This window comes from Enterobacter sp. BIGb0383, from assembly GCF_003751845.1.
GTDB lineage: Bacteria > Pseudomonadota > Gammaproteobacteria > Enterobacterales > Enterobacteriaceae > BIGb0383.
Map to the genome: position 1 here is coordinate 389,943 of NZ_RJKQ01000004.1, position 19,772 is coordinate 409,714.

Here is a 19,772-nt window from a genome sequence, read left to right on the forward strand (position 1 = left end):
GCTTACAGCTTCGGCCCCGCCTTAACCAGCGCCGCGCCCGCAGGCGTGTCGGTGTACTTCTCAAAGTTATCGCTAAATAACGTTGCCAGCTGGGTCGCTTTCTCCTGCCACTGCTCCCGTCCTGCGTAGGTATTGCGCGGGTCGAGGATATGCGTATTCACACCTGGCAGCTCAGTCGGGATCGCCAGGTCGAAGATGGGCAGCGTGAAGGTTTCGGCGTTATCCAGCGAGCCGTCGAGGATTGCGTCAATAATGGCGCGGGTATCCTTGATGGAGATACGTTTGCCAGTACCGTTCCAGCCGGTATTCACCAGATATGCCTGCGCCCCGGACGCCTGCATCCGTTTCACCAGCACTTCCGCATACTGCGTCGGATGCAGCGTAAGGAACGCCGCACCGAAGCAGGCAGAGAAGGTCGGCGTCGGTTCGGTTACGCCGCGCTCTGTCCCCGCCAGCTTGGCGGTAAAGCCTGACAGGAAGTGATACTGCGTCTGGCTGGCGGTCAGACGTGAAACCGGCGGCAGTACGCCGAAGGCATCCGCCGTCAGGAAGATCACTTTGGTGGCGTGACCGGCTTTTGACACCGGCTTAACGATATTCCCGATATGGTAAATAGGATAGGAAACGCGGGTGTTCTCCGTCTTGCTGCCGTCGTTGAAGTCCACGCTGCCATCGGCGAGGATGGTGACGTTTTCCAGCAGCGCATCGCGGCGGATGGCGTGGTAAATATCCGGCTCGGCCTCTTCCGACAGCTTAATGGTTTTGGCATAGCAGCCGCCTTCGAAGTTAAACACGCCGTCGTCATCCCAGCCGTGTTCGTCATCGCCGATAAGACGGCGCTTCGGATCGGTGGAGAGGGTGGTCTTACCGGTACCGGAGAGGCCGAAGAAGACCGCCACGTCGCCTTTTTCCCCGACGTTAGCCGAGCAATGCATCGACGCAATACCGCGCAGCGGCAGCAGGTAGTTCATGATAGAGAACATACCCTTCTTCATTTCCCCACCGTACCAGGTGCCGCCGATCAGCTGGATGCGCTCGGTCAGGTTAAAGGCCACGAAGTTTTCGGAATTCAGACCCTGCTCCTGCCACTGAGGGTTGGTGCACTTCGCGCCGTTCATCACGATAAAATCAGGCTTGAAGTTGGCCAGCTCTTCCTCAGAAGGACGGATAAACATGTTTTTGACGAAGTGAGCCTGCCAGGCCACTTCGGTAACAAAACGTACGGACAGACGGGTATCGGCGTTAGCGCCACAGTAAGCATCGATAATAAATAAGCGCTTGCCTGAGAGCTGCCGGGTAACGATACCTTTCAAATGCTTCCAGGTATCAGGGGAGAGCGGTTTGTTGTCGTTCTTGCCTTTGCCTTTGTCGGACCACCAGACGGTATCGCGGGTGGTGTCATCCCGAACAATGTATTTATCTTTCGGCGAACGGCCGGTAAAGATACCGGTATCGACGGCAATGGCACCCAGATCGGTTTCCATGCCCCGCTCGTAGCCTTCCAGGTCCGGATTAATCTCCTCCTGGTACAGCGTATCGTAGTCGGGGTTGTAGACGATCTCCTGCACGTCGTGGATTCCATAAGCCTCGAGATCCTGCGGGGTTAACTTATTAACACGCATATCACTGCTCCTTAGCCAAGATGTACTGCCTGAAATTGTAGGGTTTTACCAGGGTGATTAACCGCGACGAGGCTCATAGATTTACGTATCAGCAACGCGCTCATTTACGGAAAATACTGTGAATCGCATCACGAACGGGTGCAGATTATGGCAGGAACTGGCGCTGACTTGTGGGAAATGTTCTTAATTCATTAAAAGATGGCATAAAAAACTGGAATAATGTGAGTGTAATCGCTTAACTATGAAATTCAGTTTCGTAATACTTTCACGGCCTACGATCTGTATCAGGACAGGAAGGGCATAAAAAAAGCGCCGCCGGATGGCAGCGCCTGAAATACAGAGTGGGAATTAGTGAACCTGTGGGTCCGCCGGAGAGGCGTTGTTACGGATTTCAGCAATATCCATCGCGTTAAACACATAGTGGCTACCGCAGTAGTCGCAGTGCATATCAATTTCGCCTTCTTCCGCCATAATGCTGTCGATCTCTTCATCGGGTAGCGTTTTCAGCGCGTCCGCACAGCGTTCGTGTGAACAGGTACATTTAAACTCCACGTCCTGCGGATCGTACAGGGTGACTTCTTCTTCGTGATACAGACGCCACAGGACGTCGGTCGCCGAGAGGGTGAACAGCTCTTCCGCTTTGATGGTTTCGGTCAGCGTCGCCAGGTGCTCAAAGTCCTGAGTTTGCGCGTTCTGTGCCGGCATCACCTGCAGCAGCATTCCGCCTGCGGCTGGCTGGCCGTCAACGTCGCCGGTACGGATAAACAGGCGTGTCGGCAGCTGTTCGGAACGCATAAAGTAATCCTCCAGGCAGGCTGCGAGGGTATCGCCCTCCAGACCGACCACGCCCTGGTAACGTTCGCCTTCTTCCGGCGTAATGGTGATCACCAGATAGCCGTTGCCAATCAGCGTCTTGAGGTCTGCATTCTCGGGCACATCGCCCTGAAAGCGGGCCACGCCGCGCATCTGCTGGTGGTTGTTGCCGTTAATCACCGCCAGCGTTATCGGGCCATCACCCTGCAGCTGAACGGTAATATCACCGGCGAATTTCAGCGTCGCGGTCAACAGGCTGGTCGCAACCAGCAACTCGCCAAGAATGTTTTTAACCGGCTGCGGATAGCTGTGGTTTTCCAGAATCTGTTTCCAGGTTTCCGATACCGTCACCAGTTCGCCGCGTACAGCATAGTTTTCAAACAGATAGCGATGTAATTGATCGTGTTGAGTCATAATTTTCTCTCTTGCGGGAACCGGCGATTACTCGCGATCGCCGTGTTTAAATTTCATCAGGTCGCGGCGTTCTTTTTTATCCGGTCGCCTGTCGGGGTGCGGCATGGTCAGGGCATTGAGCTTGCGCGCCTGGGCCATTTTTTCACGCTTCTCGATACTTTCCTGCGTCTCTTCGTACATTGTCGTGGCTTCGTTAGCGGGCCTGCGCTGTTCGCTGATACCGACAATGACCACGGTGCGGTCGTCATTGCCCTGACGCAGCGTGAGTACGGCGTTCAGCTCAACGGCCTTGCCGGGTTTACTGCGCTGGCCGTTGTAATGCACCTTGCCGCCTTCAACCATTTCGCGAGCCAGCGCGCGCGTTTTATAAAAACGCGCCGCCCAGAGCCATTTATCCAGGCGTACCGCCTGCTCCTGCTTCTCTTTCATGATCTCTCCTTCACGACAGATGCGGTATAAGCCGACGGTAGTCATTCAGGGCCGGATGACGCTGGTAGCGCTTATCCGCCAGACCGGAATCCGGATTGGTTACGCCCAGGCAGTAGCGAATACCAAACTGCGTGGCGGCGTCGAGAATCGCTTCACTGTCGTCAATAAACAGCGTGCGCTGCGGGTCAAGCCCTGTCTCGTCAGCCACGGCCTGCCAGAGCCGCTGATCCTCTTTCGGATAACCAAATGTGTGGGTGGAAAGTAATAAATCAAGGTGTGAGGCCAGACCGGTGTGCTCAAGCTTCACGGCGAGATTATGCGGATGAGCATTGGTCAGCAAAATCCGCCGCTTCCCGCAGGCTTTAAGCGCATCCAGAAAGGGGAACGTATCGTCGCGCAGAGCGGCCCGTGGCCCCTGCTCGGTGGTCATCGCACGAATATCCAGGTCCAGGCACTCGCTCCAGTAATCCAGACAGTACCAGTTTAGCGTATGCTGCACCGCCTGATACTGTTGACCGATATATTCCTGTGCCGCCTGCGGGCTAATGCCTCGCGCAGCGCCGAACGTTTCCGGGACCAGTTTTTGCCAGAAGAAGTTATCAAACGCGAGATCGAGTAGCGTGCCGTCCATATCCAGCAGGACGGTATCAACCGCCTGCCAGTCAATGTCAAAATGCATAAGAGTTCCCGGCCAGAAGAAATGCGCGACAGATTAGCACAACCCGTCGCGTTGTGGCTTACATCAGGTTATCCGGGGAAGGGATCAGGACCGGGTTGATGCAGCTGGCGTAGTATTTCTGGATTTCGGCGATACGCGAACGGTGGCGCAGATAGCGCCTGAAGGCCTGAACGCCGTTGTAGAAGGCGCAGACGACCATCGCCATCATCAGGAGCGCGGTACCAAGGTAACGCCACAGCTGGGCGTTATTCGGAATGCCGTGCAGGCTGATATGCTTCGTGCCGTTAGCATCGGTATACAGATTGGTGACAATCCCTTCGGCGCTGAACGGCGTATGCATCAGCATTTCCGCAAGCTTCTGGAACTCGTTCCACTGTTCGTGGGCCGGGTAGTCATAGAGGCTGATGGACGGCCACGGCTGAGAAACCAGATCGCTGCCTTCATCGCTGCTGATCAGGAATCCGCCCGGCGCGGGGCTATTCAGCGCCTGTGCGGCTCGCGTCGTTTCACGCATGACGAAAGGCGCGGTGGAAGTGGTCACCAGATTATCCAGCGATTCGGCGCTGACCGGGCGCAGGATAACACTCATCCCGCCCAGTTTGCCGGTGCTGGCGCGCTGGGTTAGCGTTTTCCAGTCTTTGGTATTGCCAAGGTTGACCAGCGCGTTCTTTAGCCGCAGGCAGTCGTCTTCAGCCGAACAGAGCTCCTGGGTTTTCAGGACGATATCGGTGAAATCATTCAGCAGGACCATCTCCTGCTTCTTGACTGTCGAGCGCAGGACCGGGTTGATACGTGCGTCTTCTGCCTCTGTGGGGTGCAGTTGGCGATTGACCGTCTGCGCCAGCGCGGTAGCTTTGGTGACGGTATCGGATTCCGGCAGCGGCAGGGAAGGGGCATCATTCCAGACGATCTGCGAACAGTCGAATGGCGCGAAGGCCGAGCCTGTCCGCGTGTTCCAACTGGTGGAGGTATGGATGTTACACATACCGGTTCCCTGCAGGCGCAGGGTATCCCCAACGCGGACGCCAGCCTTTTCCAGCTGGTCCACGCTGGTGGCTTCCACCGTTTGCGCGCCCTTGAGCCAGGAAAGTGAAAACTTCAGCGGCATATCCAGCGGAACGGTAATCAGCAGCATAAGGATGACCAGCAGTGCCCCTGAGGCGATAGCCAGGCTGCGCATCCAGTGCTGAAGCGGAAAGTTTTTGACTTCATCGTGCAGAGACAGAAAACGGCCCTGGCGCACAACGTGGCGATCGAGATAAATATCGACGTCGGTCTGCTGCCCCAGATCCTGGGCAATAAACGGCTGCCAGTGGCGGGGATAAATCAGATCGATAATGCCGAGGGAAATATTATTGATGTGTTCCTGATTATTCTCGCCGAACAGCCCCCAGCGCTTAGGCGTCCCGCGAAGACAGTGAATTTCGCGCAGCGTATTTTTTACCGGCGGGGCGAAAATGCCCCACAGTCCGGCGGCCAGCATCAGGGTAGCTGCAACTGCCAGCCAGGGAACAAACACTTCCGGCGCGACCAGGCAGAAAAACAGCAGCACGAAGGCCGAGACCATCAGCAGAGCTTCACGCAGCCCGTCCGGGCGTGTCAGAGCATGTTCTTCGTGGGTTTCCTGGCGGATGTTGAGCAGTTCAATTTGTTCGCTTTCTTCGCCGCGAATCGAAGCCTGCGTTGGGGATGTCAGCTCCAGCGCGTAGCCGCGAGCTTCGTGCTCATCGGCATTAAGGGTATGGCCGTTGAGTGAAATCACCAGCGGCAGCGTATCCGTCTGGATCAGTTCGACGCTGTTTTCATCGGTGATGTACTGCTCCCAGAACGGCGGGAGATGGACTTCAACCGAATCCAGGTAATAGCGCCATTTATTGGGGGCGTCTGTGGTGATCCCGTAGCGGGTAATAGAGCGGGTAACGGCCAGCACAATGTTGCTCTGGGCGTTGAGCGTCAGAGCGACCGGCGGCACGCTGGCACCGGATGCCGGTACCTGGAGCAGGTTGCTCAGGGTATCGAGGTAGTTTTCTACGGCGCTGCGTTCTTCCGGGGTGAGCTTACGGGTGGTGGCACCGCTAAAAGCGTGAAGCAGCGGCAGCCGAAGCCGGTGGTTGGTTCTGAATCGGTACAACCATCCTGCAAGCAACGCGCAAGCCAGCATAGCAGCGAAAATAATTAAAAAGGTGCCCATGCTCTTTCCATCTCTTTCATACAGGTGTTGTCGGTTGCACATTTACCGCGAACTAAAGTCAACGTGATCCCGTAGATAGCTATCGGCACGCCTGGTAGTGAACTTGAGTTTTTTATACATGAATACAGCAAGCGCAGAAAGCGTAGCAAAACATAACGCGACGGAGTATCAGTAAATTCCTGGTTTTATTTCAACGTCTTGACTTTTTCACTGAAATGAGAGATTGGATTTATTCGGTTGCAAGAATGTAAATGGGATGCAATTCGCATTGCTCTGACAGTGCCGGATGTCGCACAATGTTGCCAGTTTTCACTGCATAGATCCCATCACGATGAGCAAATCATTAAAAAAACCGATTATTCTCAATGTTGAAACCGTGGCGCGTTCGCGGCTGTTCAACGTGGAAAGCGTGGATCTTGAGTTCAGCAACGGCGTGCGGCGGGTCTACGAGCGGATGCGTCCTTCCACCCGTGAAGCCGTGATGATTGTGCCGATTATCGACGATCATCTGATCTTGATTCGCGAATACGCGGTGGGAACCGAATCCTACGAGCTGGGCTTTACCAAAGGGCTGATTGACCCGGGTGAAACGATCCACGAGGCGGCAAACCGCGAGCTCAAAGAGGAAGTGGGGTTTGGCGCACGTTCGCTGACCTTTATCAAAAAGCTGAGCATGGCCCCGTCTTACTTCTCCAGCAAAATGAATATCCTGATTGCGGAAGATCTCTACCCTGAATCGCTGGAAGGCGATGAGCCTGAGCCGCTGGTGCAGGAGCGCTGGCCGCTGAAGCATCTGATGGACCTGCTTGAGGATCCGGACTTTAGCGAGGCGCGAAACGTCAGCGCGCTGTTCCTGGTTCGCGAGTGGCTGAAAATGCAGGGCAGGCTGTAAGAATATCAGACGAAGAAAAGGGCGCTTTCGCGCCCTTTTTTGATCAGAACAGTTCGTGCGTTTCACCGTTATCGATAAGGGTGGTTCCCACCTCATGCACCGCCTGCTGTGTGGGCTGCGTGCCTTCGATAAAGTACTCGGCGCGGCTGTTGCCGCCGTTCGCCAACTGGCCGGTGCTGCGGTCGATATTGACCGTCACGACGCCAGGCGGCGGCGTGAGCGGCTGCTCCGGTACGCCCGTCAGAACGACTTTCATAAAGGCATCCCAGGCAGGCTGCGCGCTCTTGGCGCCGCCTTCATAGCCGGAAATCTGGTCTTTAATCGCACCGGAGGCTGTGGTTCGTCCCAGATCGCGACGGTGATCGTCGAAGCCGATCCACACGGAGGTCACGACGCCAGGGCCGTAGCCGGAGAACCAGGCGTCTTTCGAGCTGTTGGTGGTGCCGGTTTTGCCGCCGACATCCTGACGTTTCAGATCGCGGCCTGCGCGCCAGCCCGTACCCTGCCAGCCCGGTTCGCCGAACACGTTACTGTTCAGCGCGCTTTTGATCAGGAAGGCCAGCGGGGTGTTCACCACGTGCGGGGCATACTCCTGTGCGCCGGTTTGGGCCACCAGATTCTGGTTGGCCTGCTCCAGGCTGGGCATCGGTACGCTGGCATTACGCTGTTCCTGCGACATGGCCACGTCTTCCATATTGCGGTTTTCCAGCACGTCGGCTTTCTGTGTCTCGCCGTAAATCACCGGAATATCGCAGTCGGCACAGGCAATTTTCGGCCGTGCTTCGAACAGGACGCCGCCCTGATCGTTTTCGATCTTAGCGATGAAGTAAGGATCGATCAGGAAGCCGCCGTTCGCCATCACCGAATAACCGCGTGCGACCTGCAGCGGCGTAAAGGAGGCTGAACCGAGTGCCAGTGATTCCGTATGCACAATATTTTGTGCCGGGAAGCCGAAACGCTGTAGATATTCCGCCGCGTAATCGACGCCCATCGCACGCATCGCACGCACCATCACCACGTTTTTCGACTGACCCAGCCCCTGACGCAGACGAATCGGACCAGCGTATTCAGCCGGTGAGTTTTTCGGCTGCCAGTCGGAACCGGCACCGGCATCCCAGCGGGAGATCGGCACGTCGTTCAGGATGCTTGCCAGCGTCAGACCCTTGTCCATTGCGGCGGTATACAGGAACGGCTTGATGTTAGAGCCGACCTGACGCAGCGCCTGGGTGGCGCGGTTAAACTTGCTCTGGTTGAAATCAAAGCCGCCTACCAGCGCAATAATGGCGCCATTCTGCGGGTTGATGGACACCAGCGCCGAGTTGACGTCCGGCACCTGTGCCAGCCACCAGCTGTCGCCAACCTGGCGTACCCAAATCTGCTGTCCGGCCTGCACCGCGTCCGTTACCCGGCGTGGCGTTGCGCCCTGCTGGGTATCGGAGCGCCAGGGCCGTGCCCAGCGAACGCCTTCCATACGCAGAGAAACGGAGGTGCCATCCGCCATTGTCGCTGTCGCTTCCTGCGGGTCAGCGGTGGTGACCACCGCCGGCATGAGCGGCCCATAGTTCGGCAGCGTTTTCAGGGACTGACGGATTTTAGCGCTGTCCCATGCCGGTTCGCCGACTTTCCACAGCACGTTCGCCGGACCGCGATAGCCGTGGCGCATATCGTAATCGAGGATATTGTTACGTACAGCATCCTGGCCCGCCTGCTGACCTTTGCGGGTCACGGTGGTGTAGATGCGATAGCCATCTTCGTAGGCCTGTTCGCCGTAGCGGCTGACCATCTCCTGACGCACCATTTCCGACAGATACGGCGCCGAGAAGGCGATTTCCGGCGTGTGGTAGCTGGCGTCAATCGCCTCGCTGCGCGCCTGATTATACTGCGCCTGATCGATATAGCCTTCGCTCACCATACGCGCCAGCACGACGTTGCGACGGGAGGTGGCGCGATCGAGAGAGTAGAGCGGGTTAAAGGTCGACGGTGCCTTAGGCAAGCCGGCAATCACCGCCATTTCGCTCAGGGTCAGCTCCTCGACGGACTTACCGAAATAAACCTGCGCTGCAGCACCGACGCCGTAGGCGCGGTATCCGAGGTAAATTTTATTCAGGTAAAGCTCGAGGATCTCGTCTTTTGTCAGCAACTGCTCGATGCGGATCGCCAGGAACACCTCTTTGATCTTACGCATCAGGGTCCGTTCCGGACTCAGGAAGAAGTTACGCGCAAGCTGCTGAGTGATGGTACTGGCCCCCTGCGAGGCGTGGCCTGAGAAGAGCGCCACGCTGGCAGCACGGAATATCCCCACCGGATCGACGCCGTGGTGCTCATAGAAGCGGCTATCTTCGGTGGCGATAAAGGCTTTCACCATCTGAGGTGGCATCTGGCTAAGCGTGACCGGGATACGGCGTTTCTCGCCGTATTGCGCAATCAGCTCGCCATCGGCGCTGTAGACCTGCATCGGGATTTGTAGCCGCACGTCTCTGAGCGTGGCGACATCAGGTAACTGTGGCTCGACATATTTGTACAAACCGTAAATCGAACCCGCTCCCAGCAGTATGCAAGCGACTGCAAGGATTAATAAATACTTTACGAACTTCACCGGAAATTTCCCATCTGGTTTTAATTGGGCAGTTTATAAACAGCTGCGCGGTAGTATAAAGGCAAGCCTGATGCATTGATAGAGCTGTCGGTTTGATGGCGGACAAGGAGAGCCTCAGATATGGCATTCGGGCACTGGCAGGTAGGCCTTCATATTCAACAAGATAAGATCGCGATTGTCGCACTTCAGCGCGGCAAGTCCCACTGGCGTCTGTGCCGCTGGTGGGACATTCCCCTGGCGGCTGGCACGGTGGATAACGGACACATCCTGCATCCGGCGGCGCTGGTATCCGCGCTGCGCGACTGGCGTAAGGAACTGCCGCGTCAGCATGATATCTCGCTCTCTTTTCCGGCCGAACGCACATTGCAAAAGACGCTGCCGGAACCGGCCATGGTGCTGCGGGAGTCCCAACAGGTGCAGTGGGTTGCCAGCGCGATGGGCCAGGCGCTGGAAATGACGCCGGATACGCTCTGCGTGGACTACATCGAGGAGAAGCCCGCCCGACGCTGGCACGTGACCGCCGCACAGCACCAGGATCTTACGCCCCTGCGAACGCTGGCGGCGCAGCTGCATCTGAACGTGACGGCAATCGTCCCGGACGCCTGCGCCCTGCAGCGCTTCCTGCCGTGGCTGACGGTACCGGCGTGCGGGCTGGCATGGTCGGACAGCGAGCAGTGGCTGTGGGCGACAGAACAGCGCTGGGGACGCTGCGCACGGCGTGACGCGCCCGCGCTGTCACAGCTGGCAGCCCGGCTGAGCCTGCCTGAAGAACAGCTGATGTCATGCGGCCATTTTGACCCGTGGCAGGCCATTGCCCGGCTTCAGCCACCGCTACCGGTATCGGCCGAAGCGTTCACGGTGGCCATCGCCCTGGCGCTGGGGGAGGTCAACGGATGATGACGCGGGTCAACTTATTACCCTGGCGTCAGCAGCGTCGGCATCGGTTCTGGCGCTTCTGGTGCCTGCTGTGGGTCGGTGGCGTGCTGGTCACCTGTCTGCTGACCTTTTCGCTGCATCGTCTGCTGGCGGCTGACCGGGCGATGCAGAGCGCGAAGCAAAATGGCAATGCGCTGCTGCTCCAGCGACTGGCGGTACACCGGCAGCAGCTCGCTCTTCGTCAACAGCAGGTTGAGGCGATGAAGGTCAGGCGACAGCAGCGGGCGTATACGCGTCTCTGGCAGCAGACTCTTGTTGAGATTGCCGATCGGCTACCCGGGCGGATATGGCTGACGGAGCTTGAATTTCGTCAGGGGATTCTGACGCTGAACGGCTATAGCCTCACGCTGAGCGATCTCAGTCGGCTGGACGCTGCGCTGGCGGATATACCGGGGCTGCGGCACGGCAAGGCGGGTCAAACCCGTCGGGAGGCGCAGGGGCGCTGGCGGTTCCATTATCAGTTAAGCAGGGAGCCGAACCGTGTTACCGAACCCTGAGCGCTGGCGAGATCTGCGGCCAGGCGTGCGGGTGGTTATCTGGCTGGGAACCCTCTGCGCGCTGGCGGCGCTATGGGCAGGTGGTTTTTTGTTGGGACCGTATCAGGCGCACAGAAGCGCCGACGCAGAGTTGCAGGGGCAGCAGGCGGCACTGAGGGCACAGCGGCGGCAACTCCGGGAACAGGAGCAGGCTCTGGCGCGAGACAGCGCAGAGCAGACGGTCCGGCTGGTCCCTTTCTCCGCGCTGAATTTTCAGTCCGCAGAGGCCCAACTGGTGAGCTGGAAGCCCGATGAAAAGGGTGGCGAGCTGGTGCTGGAGACGTCCTGGTCGCCGCTTCCGGCAATGTTTCAGCACCTGGCGGAACAGGATATGACGCCCGCGTCCTTTGCGATTGAGCCCGAAGGCAGGCTGCTGCACTTTACGCTGCATCTGGAGTCGTTCCGTGAGCGCTAAACACGGGCTCGCTATTGTGCTGGCCCTGCCGCTACTGCTGGGGATGCGTGACCCTTTCCAGCCGCCCGATGATCCCTGCCGGATAGCCCAGCTGCCTCTGTGGCGCTATTACGGCGTCATTGCCAGTCAGACGCGGCAAATCGGTCTGCTGCGCGACGCAACCGGGAACTGGCGCAGAGTACAGCCGGAAAGCCAGCTGCCAGCAGGGTGGCAGATACGGCAGTTTACGGAACGGGAAATGTTGATTACGACGGGGGCCGGGTGCGAGCCGGCCCGTTGGCGGTGGCAACGGGAGAGCCAGAAAAATGAAGTCAGGGATAGCGATGTTGCTGATAGCGCTGCTGCCGTTGCCCGGTACGGCGATACAGAGCCCGCCAGTGTCGATGACGGTCGATGAGGTTCCGGTGGTTCAGGTTCTGCAATCGCTGGCTGAGATAGGCGGGCAGAGCCTGGTGGTCGCGCCCGGCGTCAAGGGCACGCTCTCGCTGCAGCTGCATGAGGTGCCTCTGTCGCAGGCGCTGCAGGCCGTGGCGAGCAGCGCCGGGCTGGTTTTACGCCAGCAGGGCACCATTTTATACGTCGATTCGCAGGCGCGGCGACAGGAGAGACAGACGCAGCTGGCGGCGGAGCAGGCGCGAAAGCAACAGAATCTGCCGCTGATCGACGATAGCATTACGGTCCGCTATGCGGACGCGAGCGAGCTGGCGAAAGCCGGAGATAAACTGCTCAGCGCACGGGGCACCTTGACGGTGGATACGCGTATGAACCGTCTTCTGCTTCGTGACGATAAAGCTACGGTGCAGGCTTTTCTGGCCTGGGTCGCCCGGATGGACTTACCGGTAGGGCAGGTGGAGCTGGCGGCGCATATCGTGACGATCAACGCAGAGAGCCTGAAGGCGCTGGGTGTGAAGTGGCAGCTGGCGGAGGGCAGCGCCGGGGTCGGAAATGTCTCCTCTCTTCTGGCCGATGTGTCAGCCAGCGCGGCCACGTCACGGCTGGGTTTTAATATCGGCCGTATTAACGGACGCCTGCTGGCACTGGAGCTGTCGGCGCTGGAGCAAAAACAGCAGCTGGAGATTATCGCCAGCCCACGGCTGCTGACGGCGCATAGGCAGCCTGCCAGCATCAAGCAGGGCAGCGAGATACCCTATCAGGTGTCCAGCGGTGAAAAAGGTGTCACCTCCGTTGAGTTTAAAGAGGCGGTCCTGGGGATGGAAGTGACGCCGACCGTGCTGCAACAGGATCGCATTCGCCTGAAATTGCGCATCAGCCAGAATATGCCCGGACAGGTGCTGAAGCAGGGCGAGGGAGAAACGCTGACCATCGACAAGCAGGAGATTGAAACCGTTGTCGAAGTGAAGAGCGGTGAAACCCTGGCGCTGGGGGGCATTTTTCAACGCAGGAACCGCACCACTGACGACCGCGTTCCGTTACTCGGGGATATCCCCCTGCTGGGCCGCCTGTTTCGCCATGCAGGCCAAGATCGTCAGCGCCGCGAACTGGTCGTGTTTATCACGCCGCGTTTAGTGACGGAACGTTAAATTCACCACTTGCACTTATGTTTTTCTTCCTGACTCGCTTCAGGTGTTTGACGTGAGAGAGGATTTAGCTTACAAGGGGAACCGATTTGAGAGTCGGCAAGACAGGTTGTACCTTGCTAACACGCGTCCCCCGCGTCCGGTGATTTATTCTGTTGCCAAACCCGCCGGAGTATTGAGATAATTTTTCGTCTGACTCTCGCACTATCGCATATGAGGTTTCAGTTCATGTCCTGCTACGCCGGGTATACGCGGAGCGGATTTATTATTAACGAATAGTCTTAGTAGTACCAAAAAACATGGCAGAGAAACGCAATATCTTTCTGGTTGGGCCTATGGGTGCCGGCAAAAGCACTATTGGGCGTCAGTTAGCTCAACAACTCAACATGGAATTTTACGATTCCGACCACGAGATTGAGAAACGTACCGGAGCTGATGTGGGCTGGGTCTTCGACGTTGAAGGCGAAGACGGTTTCCGCGATCGTGAAGAAAAAGTCATCAATGAATTGACGGAAAAACAGGGCATTGTGCTGGCAACTGGCGGCGGTTCTGTAAAATCACGAGAAACCCGTAACCGCCTGTCCGCACGCGGCGTCGTGGTGTACCTGGAAACGACCATCGAAAAACAGCTGGCTCGTACCCAGCGTGATAAAAAACGTCCTCTGCTGCAGGTAGAGACGCCACCGCGTGAAGTCCTGGAAGCGCTGGCTGACGAACGTAATCCTCTGTATGAAGAGATTGCGGATGTCACGATTCGTACCGACGATCAGAGCGCAAAAGTGGTCGCAAACCAGATTATTCATATGCTGGAAAGCAACTAATTCTGGCTTAATACAACAACGCCAGCGGGTTATAGCAACTGAGGTAGAGGTCGCGTTATGGAGAGACTTACGGTCACTCTCGGGGAACGGAGTTACCCGATTATCATCGCGGCTGGTTTGTTTAACGATCCAGCTTCCTTCTTGCCACTTACAGCAGGCGACCAGGTTATGCTGGTCACCAACGAAACGCTGGCGCCGTTGTATCTGGACAAGGTCCGAACGGTTCTGGAGCAGTCGGGCGTCAAGGTTGACAGCGTTATTCTGCCCGACGGCGAGAAGTACAAAAGCCTGGCGGTGATGGATACGGTCTTCACTGCTCTGCTGCAGAAACCGCATGGTCGCGACACCACGCTGATTGCTCTCGGCGGCGGTGTCATTGGCGATCTTACCGGTTTTGCCGCCGCCAGCTATCAGCGTGGCGTGCGCTTTATTCAGGTTCCTACCACGCTGCTCTCGCAGGTGGACTCTTCCGTTGGCGGCAAGACCGCAGTCAATCATCCTCTCGGCAAAAACATGATCGGTGCCTTCTGGCAGCCCGTATCCGTGGTTGTCGATCTGGACTGTCTGCAATCCTTGCCCGCCCGCGAGCTGGCTTCTGGCCTGGCCGAAGTCATTAAATACGGCATCATTCTGGACGCGGATTTCTTCGCGTGGCTGGAAGAGCATATGGATGCTCTGCTGGCGCTGGATGAAAAAACCATGGCGTACTGCATTCGTCGCTGCTGCGAACTGAAAGCCGACGTCGTGGCCGCCGATGAGCGAGAAACCGGCTTACGTGCTTTACTGAATCTGGGGCATACGTTCGGCCATGCTATTGAAGCCGAAATGGGTTACGGCAACTGGCTGCATGGTGAAGCAGTTGCTGCCGGGATGGTGATGGCGGCGCGTACGTCTGAACGCCTGGGGCAATTTACCGCCGCAGAGACACAGCGCATTATCACCCTGCTACAGCGCGCCGGTTTGCCGGTGAGCGGGCCGCAGGAGATGTCCGCGCAGGCATATCTACCCCATATGATGCGCGACAAAAAAGTTCTGGCGGGTCAGCTGCGTCTGGTGCTGCCGCTGGGGATAGGGAAAAGCGAAGTACGCGGCGGTGTGTCGCACGAAGTGGTTCTCGGCGCTATTGCGGATTGTCAGCAGGCGTAATTAAAAAAAGGTCTGGCTACGCTTAGGCGTAGTGTTTTAACTGCGGCGCTGTGCAATGGCTGTTGGCACAAGCCTTTTAGTGGGGTGTTAAATGGATGAATTCAAACCAGAAGACGATCTGAAACCCGATCCCAGCGATCGTCGTACTGGTCGTTCTCGGCAGGTTTCCGATCGCGATAATGAACCGCAGATCAACTTTGATGATGTTGATCTGGATACCGATGAACGTCGTCCACCACGTGGTCGCAAGCCGCGTGAAGATGAGTATGATGACGCGGATGACGATTACGCTGACGAAGATGAGGACGAGCAGACCGATCGCCGTCCGGCTAAGCGTAAAAAGGCGCTGGCCGGTAAGTCGGCATCCCGCCAGTATGTCATGATGGCCGTCGGGATTCTGGTGCTGTTATTGCTGATCGCCGGTATTGGCTCGGCCCTTAAGTCGCCGGTAACCGCCAACAACAGCGAGAGTTCCTCAGAGAAGAGTATCGATCTTTCGGGCAACGATGGCGCAGGTCAGACTGCACCGGCAGATCAGAACAATGGCGCACAGGCCACGCCTGCTGCCGCGTCCACCGAATCTAACGCAGGGGCTCAGCCTTCACAGGATGTTTCTCTGCCGCCAATCGCCTCTACTCCGACCCAGGGTCAGACGGCCGCCGCGCCGGAAGGCCAGCAGCGTGTCGAAGTGCAGGGCGATCTGAACAGCGCGCTGTCTCAGCAGCAGGGCCAGCTGGATAACGTTGTCGCGAACTCGACGCTGCCGACTGAACCTGCAACGGTCGCGCCGCTGCGTAACGGTGCCACTCCGCGCCAGGCCGCCGCGACGGGGAATGAATCTCAGCCGCGCCAGCCGGCAACCACGGCGAACCAGGGGCGTCAGCACGTGGTGATTGAGGCGAAGCCGCAGTCCACGGCGAAAGCGCCGGTGACCGAAGCCAAACCTGCCGCAGCGCAGCCGAAACGTGTAGAGTCTTCGACCCCGCGCGCGCCGGTCACCGCGCCGACTGCGGCACAGCCGAAGGCGACGGCCAGCACGGCCACGCCGCCAGCCAGCACCAGTCGCGCAGCAGCCGGTGACGTGAATGCGCTGAAATCAGCGCCGGGTAGTCACTACACGCTGCAGCTGAGCAGTTCGTCCAACTACAACAATCTGAATAGCTGGGCGAAGAAAGCCAATCTGAAGAATTACGTCGTCTATCAGACGACCCGCAACGGCCAGCCGTGGTATGTACTGGTGAGCGGCGTGTATGCATCGAAAGACGACGCGAAGCGTGCCGTCTCCGCGTTGCCTGCCGACGTTCAGGCCAAAAACCCATGGACCAAGCCGATGCGTCAGGTCCAGGCCGAACTGAAGTAATGGTCGGACAGAGTGATAAAGCGCAGTATGCTGTCGGAGCTTTCTCCACAGCCGGAGAAGGTGTAACTAAGCAGTCAGCATGAAAAAAAATCGCGCTTTTCTGAAATGGGCAGGGGGGAAATACCCCCTGCTTGACGATATAAAACGACATTTGCCGCAGGGCGATTGTTTAATTGAGCCGTTCGTTGGCGCGGGGTCGGTATTTCTTAATACCGACTTTTCTCGTTATGTGCTTGCTGATATCAACAGCGATCTGATCGATCTCTACAACATCGTTAAAACGCAGCCGGATGCCTATGTTGCCGCTGCGCGGGAGCTATTTACCCCGGAGACGAACAACGCAGAGGTCTACTACCAGCTGCGTAAAGAGTTCAACCAGACCCGGGAAGCCTTTCGCCGTGCGACGCTGTTTTTGTATCTGAATCGCCATGGCTACAACGGCCTGTGCCGGTACAATCTTCGCGGTGAGTTTAACGTGCCTTTTGGCCGCTATAAGCGTCCCTACTTCCCGGAAGCCGAGCTGTATCACTTTGCAGAGAAAGCGCAGAATGCCTCTTTCTTCTGTGAGTCCTACAGCGACAGTATGGCGCGTGCCGATGAGCGTTCGGTGGTGTACTGCGATCCGCCGTATGCCCCGCTGTCGGCGACCGCAAACTTTACGGCGTATCACACCAACAGCTTTAGCCTCGACCAGCAGGCCGAACTGGCTGCCCTTGCAGAAGGCCTGTCCAGGCGACAGATCCCGGTGCTGATTTCCAATCACGATACCGCCCTGACGCGTGTCTGGTACAAGCCGGCAAAGCTGAATGTGGTGAAGGTCAGACGTAGCATCAGTAGCAATGGCGGTACGCGTAAAAAGGTGGATGAACTGCTGGCGCTCTTTAAGCCAGCGCCCACCGGCAAATAATTTTCAAGGAGATGCGGATGAAACAGTATTTGATTGCCCCTTCAATTCTGTCAGCTGATTTTGCCCGCCTGGGTGAGGATACGGCAAAAGCGCTGGCCGCAGGTGCGGACGTGGTGCACTTCGATGTGATGGATAATCACTACGTGCCGAATCTGACCATCGGGCCAATGGTGCTTAAATCGCTGCGCGACTACGGTATTACCGCGCCCATTGATGTGCATCTGATGGTCAAACCGGTCGACAGGCTGGTGCCCGACTTCGCCGCCGCCGGTGCCAGCATCATTACTTTCCATCCGGAAGCCTCCGAACACGTTGACCGTACCCTGCAGCTGATTAAAGAGCACGGCTGTAAAGCCGGGCTGGTTTTCAATCCGGCGACGTCGCTGAGCTACCTCGACTATGTCATGGATAAACTGGATGTGATCCTGCTGATGTCCGTTAACCCGGGCTTTGGCGGACAGTCCTTTATTCCGCACACGCTGGATAAACTGCGTGAAGTGCGCCAGCGCATTGACGCTTCAGGCTTTGATATCCGCCTGGAAGTGGACGGCGGCGTTAAGGCCAGCAATATCGGCGAGATTGCCGCCGCGGGTGCCGACATGTTCGTTGCCGGTTCGGCTATTTTCGGCCAGCCGGATTACAAAGCGGTCATTGATGAGATGCGTCAGGAGCTGGCGAAGGTAAGTCATGGATAAATTACAGACGATTCGCGGCGTTGCCTTCGATCTCGACGGTACGCTGGTGGACAGCGCCCCGGGGTTAACCGCCGCCGTGGATATGGCGCTCTACGCGCTGGAACTGCCGCAGGCGGGCGAAGAGCGGGTGATTACCTGGATTGGCAACGGTGCAGATGTTCTGATGGAACGTGCCCTGACCTGGTCTCGCCAGGAGCGAGCCAGCCAGCGTATGGCGCAGGGTAAGCCTGGCGTTGACCATGCGGATATTCCGCAGGAAGAGCAGGTGCGCATGCTGCGTAAGCTGTTCGACCGTTACTACCAGGATACCGTGGAAGAGGGCAGTTTCCTGTTCCCTGACGTCGCGACCACCCTGGCCGCGCTGCATGCGAAGGGGCTGCCGCTGGCGCTGGTGACCAATAAGCCGACGCCCTTTGTCGCACCGCTGCTGGAAGCCCTCGATATCGCACGCTACTTCGGCGTGGTGATTGGCGGCGACGACGTGAAGAACAAGAAACCGCATCCGGAACCGCTGCTGCTGGTGGCGGAGCGGCTGGACCTTGCCCCGGCAGAATTGCTCTTCGTGGGCGATTCGCGCAATGATATTCAGGCAGCCCAGGCCGCAGGCTGCTGTTCCGTCGGGTTAACCTACGGCTATAACTACGGCGAAGCGATTGAACTCAGCAAACCGGACTACGTGTTTGCGCGTTTTAACGATCTGTTGCCCGCTCTCGGGCTACCGCACAGTGAAAATCAGGAATCGAACAATGACTAAGCCCATCGTATTCAGTGGCGCACAGCCCTCAGGTGAATTGACCATCGGTAACTACATGGGTGCGCTGCGTCAGTGGGTCAACATGCAGGACGACTACCACTGCATCTACTGTATCGTTGACCAACATGCCATTACCGTTCGTCAGGACCCGGCCAGCCTGCGTAAAGCCACGCTGGACACGCTGGCGCTCTATCTGGCCTGCGGTATCGATCCGCAAAAAAGCACGATTTTCGTTCAGTCCCACGTCCCGGAGCATGCGCAGCTCGGCTGGGCGCTGAACTGCTACACCTATTTCGGCGAGCTGAGCCGCATGACGCAGTTTAAAGACAAGTCAGCGCGCTATGAAGAAAACATCAACGCCGGTCTGTTCGACTACCCGGTGCTGATGGCGGCAGACATTCTGCTGTACCAGACCACTCAGGTCCCGGTGGGCGAGGATCAGAAACAGCACCTTGAGCTGAGCCGCGACGTGGCGAGCCGCTTCAATGCCCTCTACGGCGAGATCTTCAAAGTGCCCGAGCCGTTTATTCCGAAGTCCGGCGCCCGCGTCATGTCGCTGCTGGAACCGACGAAGAAAATGTCCAAGTCTGACGATAACCGCAATAACGTGATCGGCCTGCTGGAAGATCCGAAGTCGGTGGTGAAGAAAATTAAGCGTGCGGTCACCGACTCCGAAGAGCCGCCGGTCGTGCGTTACGACGTGAAGAACAAAGCGGGCGTCTCTAACCTGCTGGATATTCTCTCCGCCGTAACCGGGCAGAGCATTCCCGAGCTGGAGCAGCACTTCGAAGGTAAAATGTATGGTCACCTGAAAGGGGAAGTGGCCGATGCCGTTTCCGGGATGCTGACCGAGCTGCAGGAGCGCTATCACCGCTATCGCAATGATGAAGAGTTCCTGCGTCAGGTGATGAAAGACGGGGCGGAAAAAGCCCGTGCTCGCGCGTCTGAGACGCTGAAAAAAGTCTACGAAGCGATTGGGTTTGTTGCCCACCCGTAAGTCGTCAGACCCATAAAAAAGGGCAGGATTA

19 protein-coding genes are annotated in these 19,772 nt (G+C 57.5%); 13 read left to right on the forward strand and 6 right to left on the reverse strand.

Annotated elements, in window-relative coordinates; genetic code table 11:
- Positions 1–2: 2 nt before the first annotated feature.
- The 5 genes from pckA to EDF81_RS19820 all read right to left on the reverse strand — a co-directional run bounded on the left by pckA (position 3) and on the right by EDF81_RS19820 (position 6,148).
- Positions 3–1,622 carry a phosphoenolpyruvate carboxykinase (ATP) gene (gene pckA / locus EDF81_RS19800; RefSeq protein WP_123349876.1) on the reverse strand — a complete coding sequence of 540 codons (1,620 nt, stop codon included), beginning with the start codon at positions 1,620–1,622 and terminating at the stop codon, positions 3–5.
- 348 nt (positions 1,623–1,970) lie between these two features.
- On the reverse strand, positions 1,971–2,849 hold the full coding sequence (hslO, locus tag EDF81_RS19805) for an Hsp33 family molecular chaperone HslO (RefSeq protein ID WP_123349877.1): 879 nt from the start codon (positions 2,847–2,849) through the stop codon (positions 1,971–1,973).
- 27 nt (positions 2,850–2,876) lie between these two features.
- Positions 2,877–3,278, reverse strand: a complete 402-nt coding sequence (hslR, locus tag EDF81_RS19810; RefSeq protein WP_123349878.1) for a ribosome-associated heat shock protein Hsp15 — start codon at positions 3,276–3,278, stop codon at positions 2,877–2,879.
- A gap of 10 nt (positions 3,279–3,288) precedes the next feature.
- Entirely contained in the window at positions 3,289–3,957 is a 669-nt protein-coding gene (gene yrfG / locus EDF81_RS19815; protein ID WP_123349879.1) for a GMP/IMP nucleotidase, read from the reverse strand.
- 58 nt (positions 3,958–4,015) lie between these two features.
- On the reverse strand, positions 4,016–6,148 hold the full coding sequence (locus tag EDF81_RS19820) for an intracellular growth attenuator family protein (protein WP_123349880.1): 2,133 nt from the start codon (positions 6,146–6,148) through the stop codon (positions 4,016–4,018).
- A 331-nt stretch (positions 6,149–6,479) separates the two neighbouring features.
- Here EDF81_RS19820 and nudE point away from each other — a divergent pair, with 331 nt between their 5' ends.
- Positions 6,480–7,040, forward strand: a complete 561-nt coding sequence (gene nudE / locus EDF81_RS19825) for an ADP compounds hydrolase NudE (protein WP_123349881.1) — start codon at positions 6,480–6,482, stop codon at positions 7,038–7,040.
- Between the two features lie 43 nt (positions 7,041–7,083).
- On the opposite strand, the gene mrcA is transcribed toward nudE, so the two are convergent.
- Positions 7,084–9,636, reverse strand: a complete 2,553-nt coding sequence (gene mrcA / locus EDF81_RS19830) for a peptidoglycan glycosyltransferase/peptidoglycan DD-transpeptidase MrcA (protein WP_123349882.1) — start codon at positions 9,634–9,636, stop codon at positions 7,084–7,086.
- A 120-nt stretch (positions 9,637–9,756) separates the two neighbouring features.
- Between mrcA and EDF81_RS19835 the strand changes: the two genes are divergently transcribed.
- From EDF81_RS19835 to trpS, 12 genes are all read left to right on the forward strand, one after another.
- Entirely contained in the window at positions 9,757–10,533 is a 777-nt protein-coding gene (locus tag EDF81_RS19835; protein WP_123349883.1) for a pilus assembly protein, read from the forward strand.
- Complete coding sequence (locus tag EDF81_RS19840) at positions 10,530–11,069, forward strand: PilN domain-containing protein (protein ID WP_123349884.1); 540 nt, start codon at positions 10,530–10,532, stop codon at positions 11,067–11,069. Before EDF81_RS19835 ends, EDF81_RS19840 begins: the two co-directional genes overlap by 4 nt.
- Entirely contained in the window at positions 11,053–11,523 is a 471-nt protein-coding gene (locus EDF81_RS19845; RefSeq protein WP_148049947.1) for a HofO, read from the forward strand. The genes EDF81_RS19840 and EDF81_RS19845 overlap by 17 nt, the downstream gene beginning before the upstream one ends.
- Positions 11,513–11,920 (forward strand): HofP DNA utilization family protein, encoded by a 408-nt coding sequence (locus EDF81_RS19850; protein WP_123349886.1) that lies wholly within the window; start codon positions 11,513–11,515, stop codon positions 11,918–11,920. Before EDF81_RS19845 ends, EDF81_RS19850 begins: the two co-directional genes overlap by 11 nt.
- Positions 11,829–13,064, forward strand: coding sequence for a DNA uptake porin HofQ (hofQ, locus tag EDF81_RS19855; protein WP_123349887.1), 1,236 nt, complete (start codon positions 11,829–11,831; stop codon positions 13,062–13,064). Before EDF81_RS19850 ends, hofQ begins: the two co-directional genes overlap by 92 nt.
- 296 nt (positions 13,065–13,360) lie before the next feature.
- Positions 13,361–13,882, forward strand: coding sequence for a shikimate kinase AroK (gene aroK, locus EDF81_RS19865; RefSeq protein WP_123349888.1), 522 nt, complete (start codon positions 13,361–13,363; stop codon positions 13,880–13,882).
- 57 nt (positions 13,883–13,939) lie between these two features.
- A complete protein-coding gene (gene aroB / locus EDF81_RS19870; protein WP_123349889.1) occupies positions 13,940–15,028 on the forward strand; it encodes a 3-dehydroquinate synthase in 1,089 nt (362 codons plus the stop codon).
- Between the two features lie 91 nt (positions 15,029–15,119).
- On the forward strand, positions 15,120–16,388 hold the full coding sequence (gene damX / locus EDF81_RS19875) for a cell division protein DamX (protein ID WP_123349890.1): 1,269 nt from the start codon (positions 15,120–15,122) through the stop codon (positions 16,386–16,388).
- 79 nt (positions 16,389–16,467) lie between these two features.
- Positions 16,468–17,295 (forward strand): adenine-specific DNA-methyltransferase, encoded by an 828-nt coding sequence (dam, locus tag EDF81_RS19880; protein WP_123349891.1) that lies wholly within the window; start codon positions 16,468–16,470, stop codon positions 17,293–17,295.
- A gap of 17 nt (positions 17,296–17,312) precedes the next feature.
- The gene (rpe, locus tag EDF81_RS19885) at positions 17,313–17,990 is read left to right on the forward strand and encodes a ribulose-phosphate 3-epimerase (protein ID WP_123349892.1); all 678 of its coding nucleotides are present in this window, start codon (positions 17,313–17,315) and stop codon (positions 17,988–17,990) included.
- Positions 17,983–18,744 carry a phosphoglycolate phosphatase gene (gene gph, locus EDF81_RS19890; RefSeq protein ID WP_123349893.1) on the forward strand — a complete coding sequence of 254 codons (762 nt, stop codon included), beginning with the start codon at positions 17,983–17,985 and terminating at the stop codon, positions 18,742–18,744. The genes rpe and gph overlap by 8 nt, the downstream gene beginning before the upstream one ends.
- Complete coding sequence (gene trpS / locus EDF81_RS19895) at positions 18,737–19,741, forward strand: tryptophan--tRNA ligase (protein WP_123349894.1); 1,005 nt, start codon at positions 18,737–18,739, stop codon at positions 19,739–19,741. The genes gph and trpS overlap by 8 nt, the downstream gene beginning before the upstream one ends.
- The last annotated feature ends 31 nt before the right edge of the window (positions 19,742–19,772 follow it).

Excerpts from the sequence above, each read along its gene's own strand:
- hslR (WP_123349878.1), bottom strand. The coding sequence starts at position 3,278 with ATGAAAGAGAAGCAGGAGCAGGCGGTACGCCTGGATAAATGGCTCTGG.
- hofQ (WP_123349887.1), top strand. The coding sequence starts at position 11,829 with ATGAAGTCAGGGATAGCGATGTTGCTGATAGCGCTGCTGCCGTTGCCC.
- damX (WP_123349890.1), top strand. The coding sequence starts at position 15,120 with ATGGATGAATTCAAACCAGAAGACGATCTGAAACCCGATCCCAGCGAT.
- trpS (WP_123349894.1), top strand. The coding sequence starts at position 18,737 with ATGACTAAGCCCATCGTATTCAGTGGCGCACAGCCCTCAGGTGAATTG.
- pckA (WP_123349876.1), bottom strand. The coding sequence starts at position 1,622 with ATGCGTGTTAATAAGTTAACCCCGCAGGATCTCGAGGCTTATGGAATC.
- EDF81_RS19835 (WP_123349883.1), top strand. The coding sequence starts at position 9,757 with ATGGCATTCGGGCACTGGCAGGTAGGCCTTCATATTCAACAAGATAAG.
- aroK (WP_123349888.1), top strand. The coding sequence starts at position 13,361 with ATGGCAGAGAAACGCAATATCTTTCTGGTTGGGCCTATGGGTGCCGGC.
- EDF81_RS19820 (WP_123349880.1), bottom strand. The coding sequence starts at position 6,148 with ATGGGCACCTTTTTAATTATTTTCGCTGCTATGCTGGCTTGCGCGTTG.
- nudE (WP_123349881.1), top strand. The coding sequence starts at position 6,480 with ATGAGCAAATCATTAAAAAAACCGATTATTCTCAATGTTGAAACCGTG.
- gph (WP_123349893.1), top strand. The coding sequence starts at position 17,983 with ATGGATAAATTACAGACGATTCGCGGCGTTGCCTTCGATCTCGACGGT.
- EDF81_RS19840 (WP_123349884.1), top strand. The coding sequence starts at position 10,530 with ATGATGACGCGGGTCAACTTATTACCCTGGCGTCAGCAGCGTCGGCAT.
- yrfG (WP_123349879.1), bottom strand. The coding sequence starts at position 3,957 with ATGCATTTTGACATTGACTGGCAGGCGGTTGATACCGTCCTGCTGGAT.
- aroB (WP_123349889.1), top strand. The coding sequence starts at position 13,940 with ATGGAGAGACTTACGGTCACTCTCGGGGAACGGAGTTACCCGATTATC.
- dam (WP_123349891.1), top strand. The coding sequence starts at position 16,468 with ATGAAAAAAAATCGCGCTTTTCTGAAATGGGCAGGGGGGAAATACCCC.
- rpe (WP_123349892.1), top strand. The coding sequence starts at position 17,313 with ATGAAACAGTATTTGATTGCCCCTTCAATTCTGTCAGCTGATTTTGCC.
- hslO (WP_123349877.1), bottom strand. The coding sequence starts at position 2,849 with ATGACTCAACACGATCAATTACATCGCTATCTGTTTGAAAACTATGCT.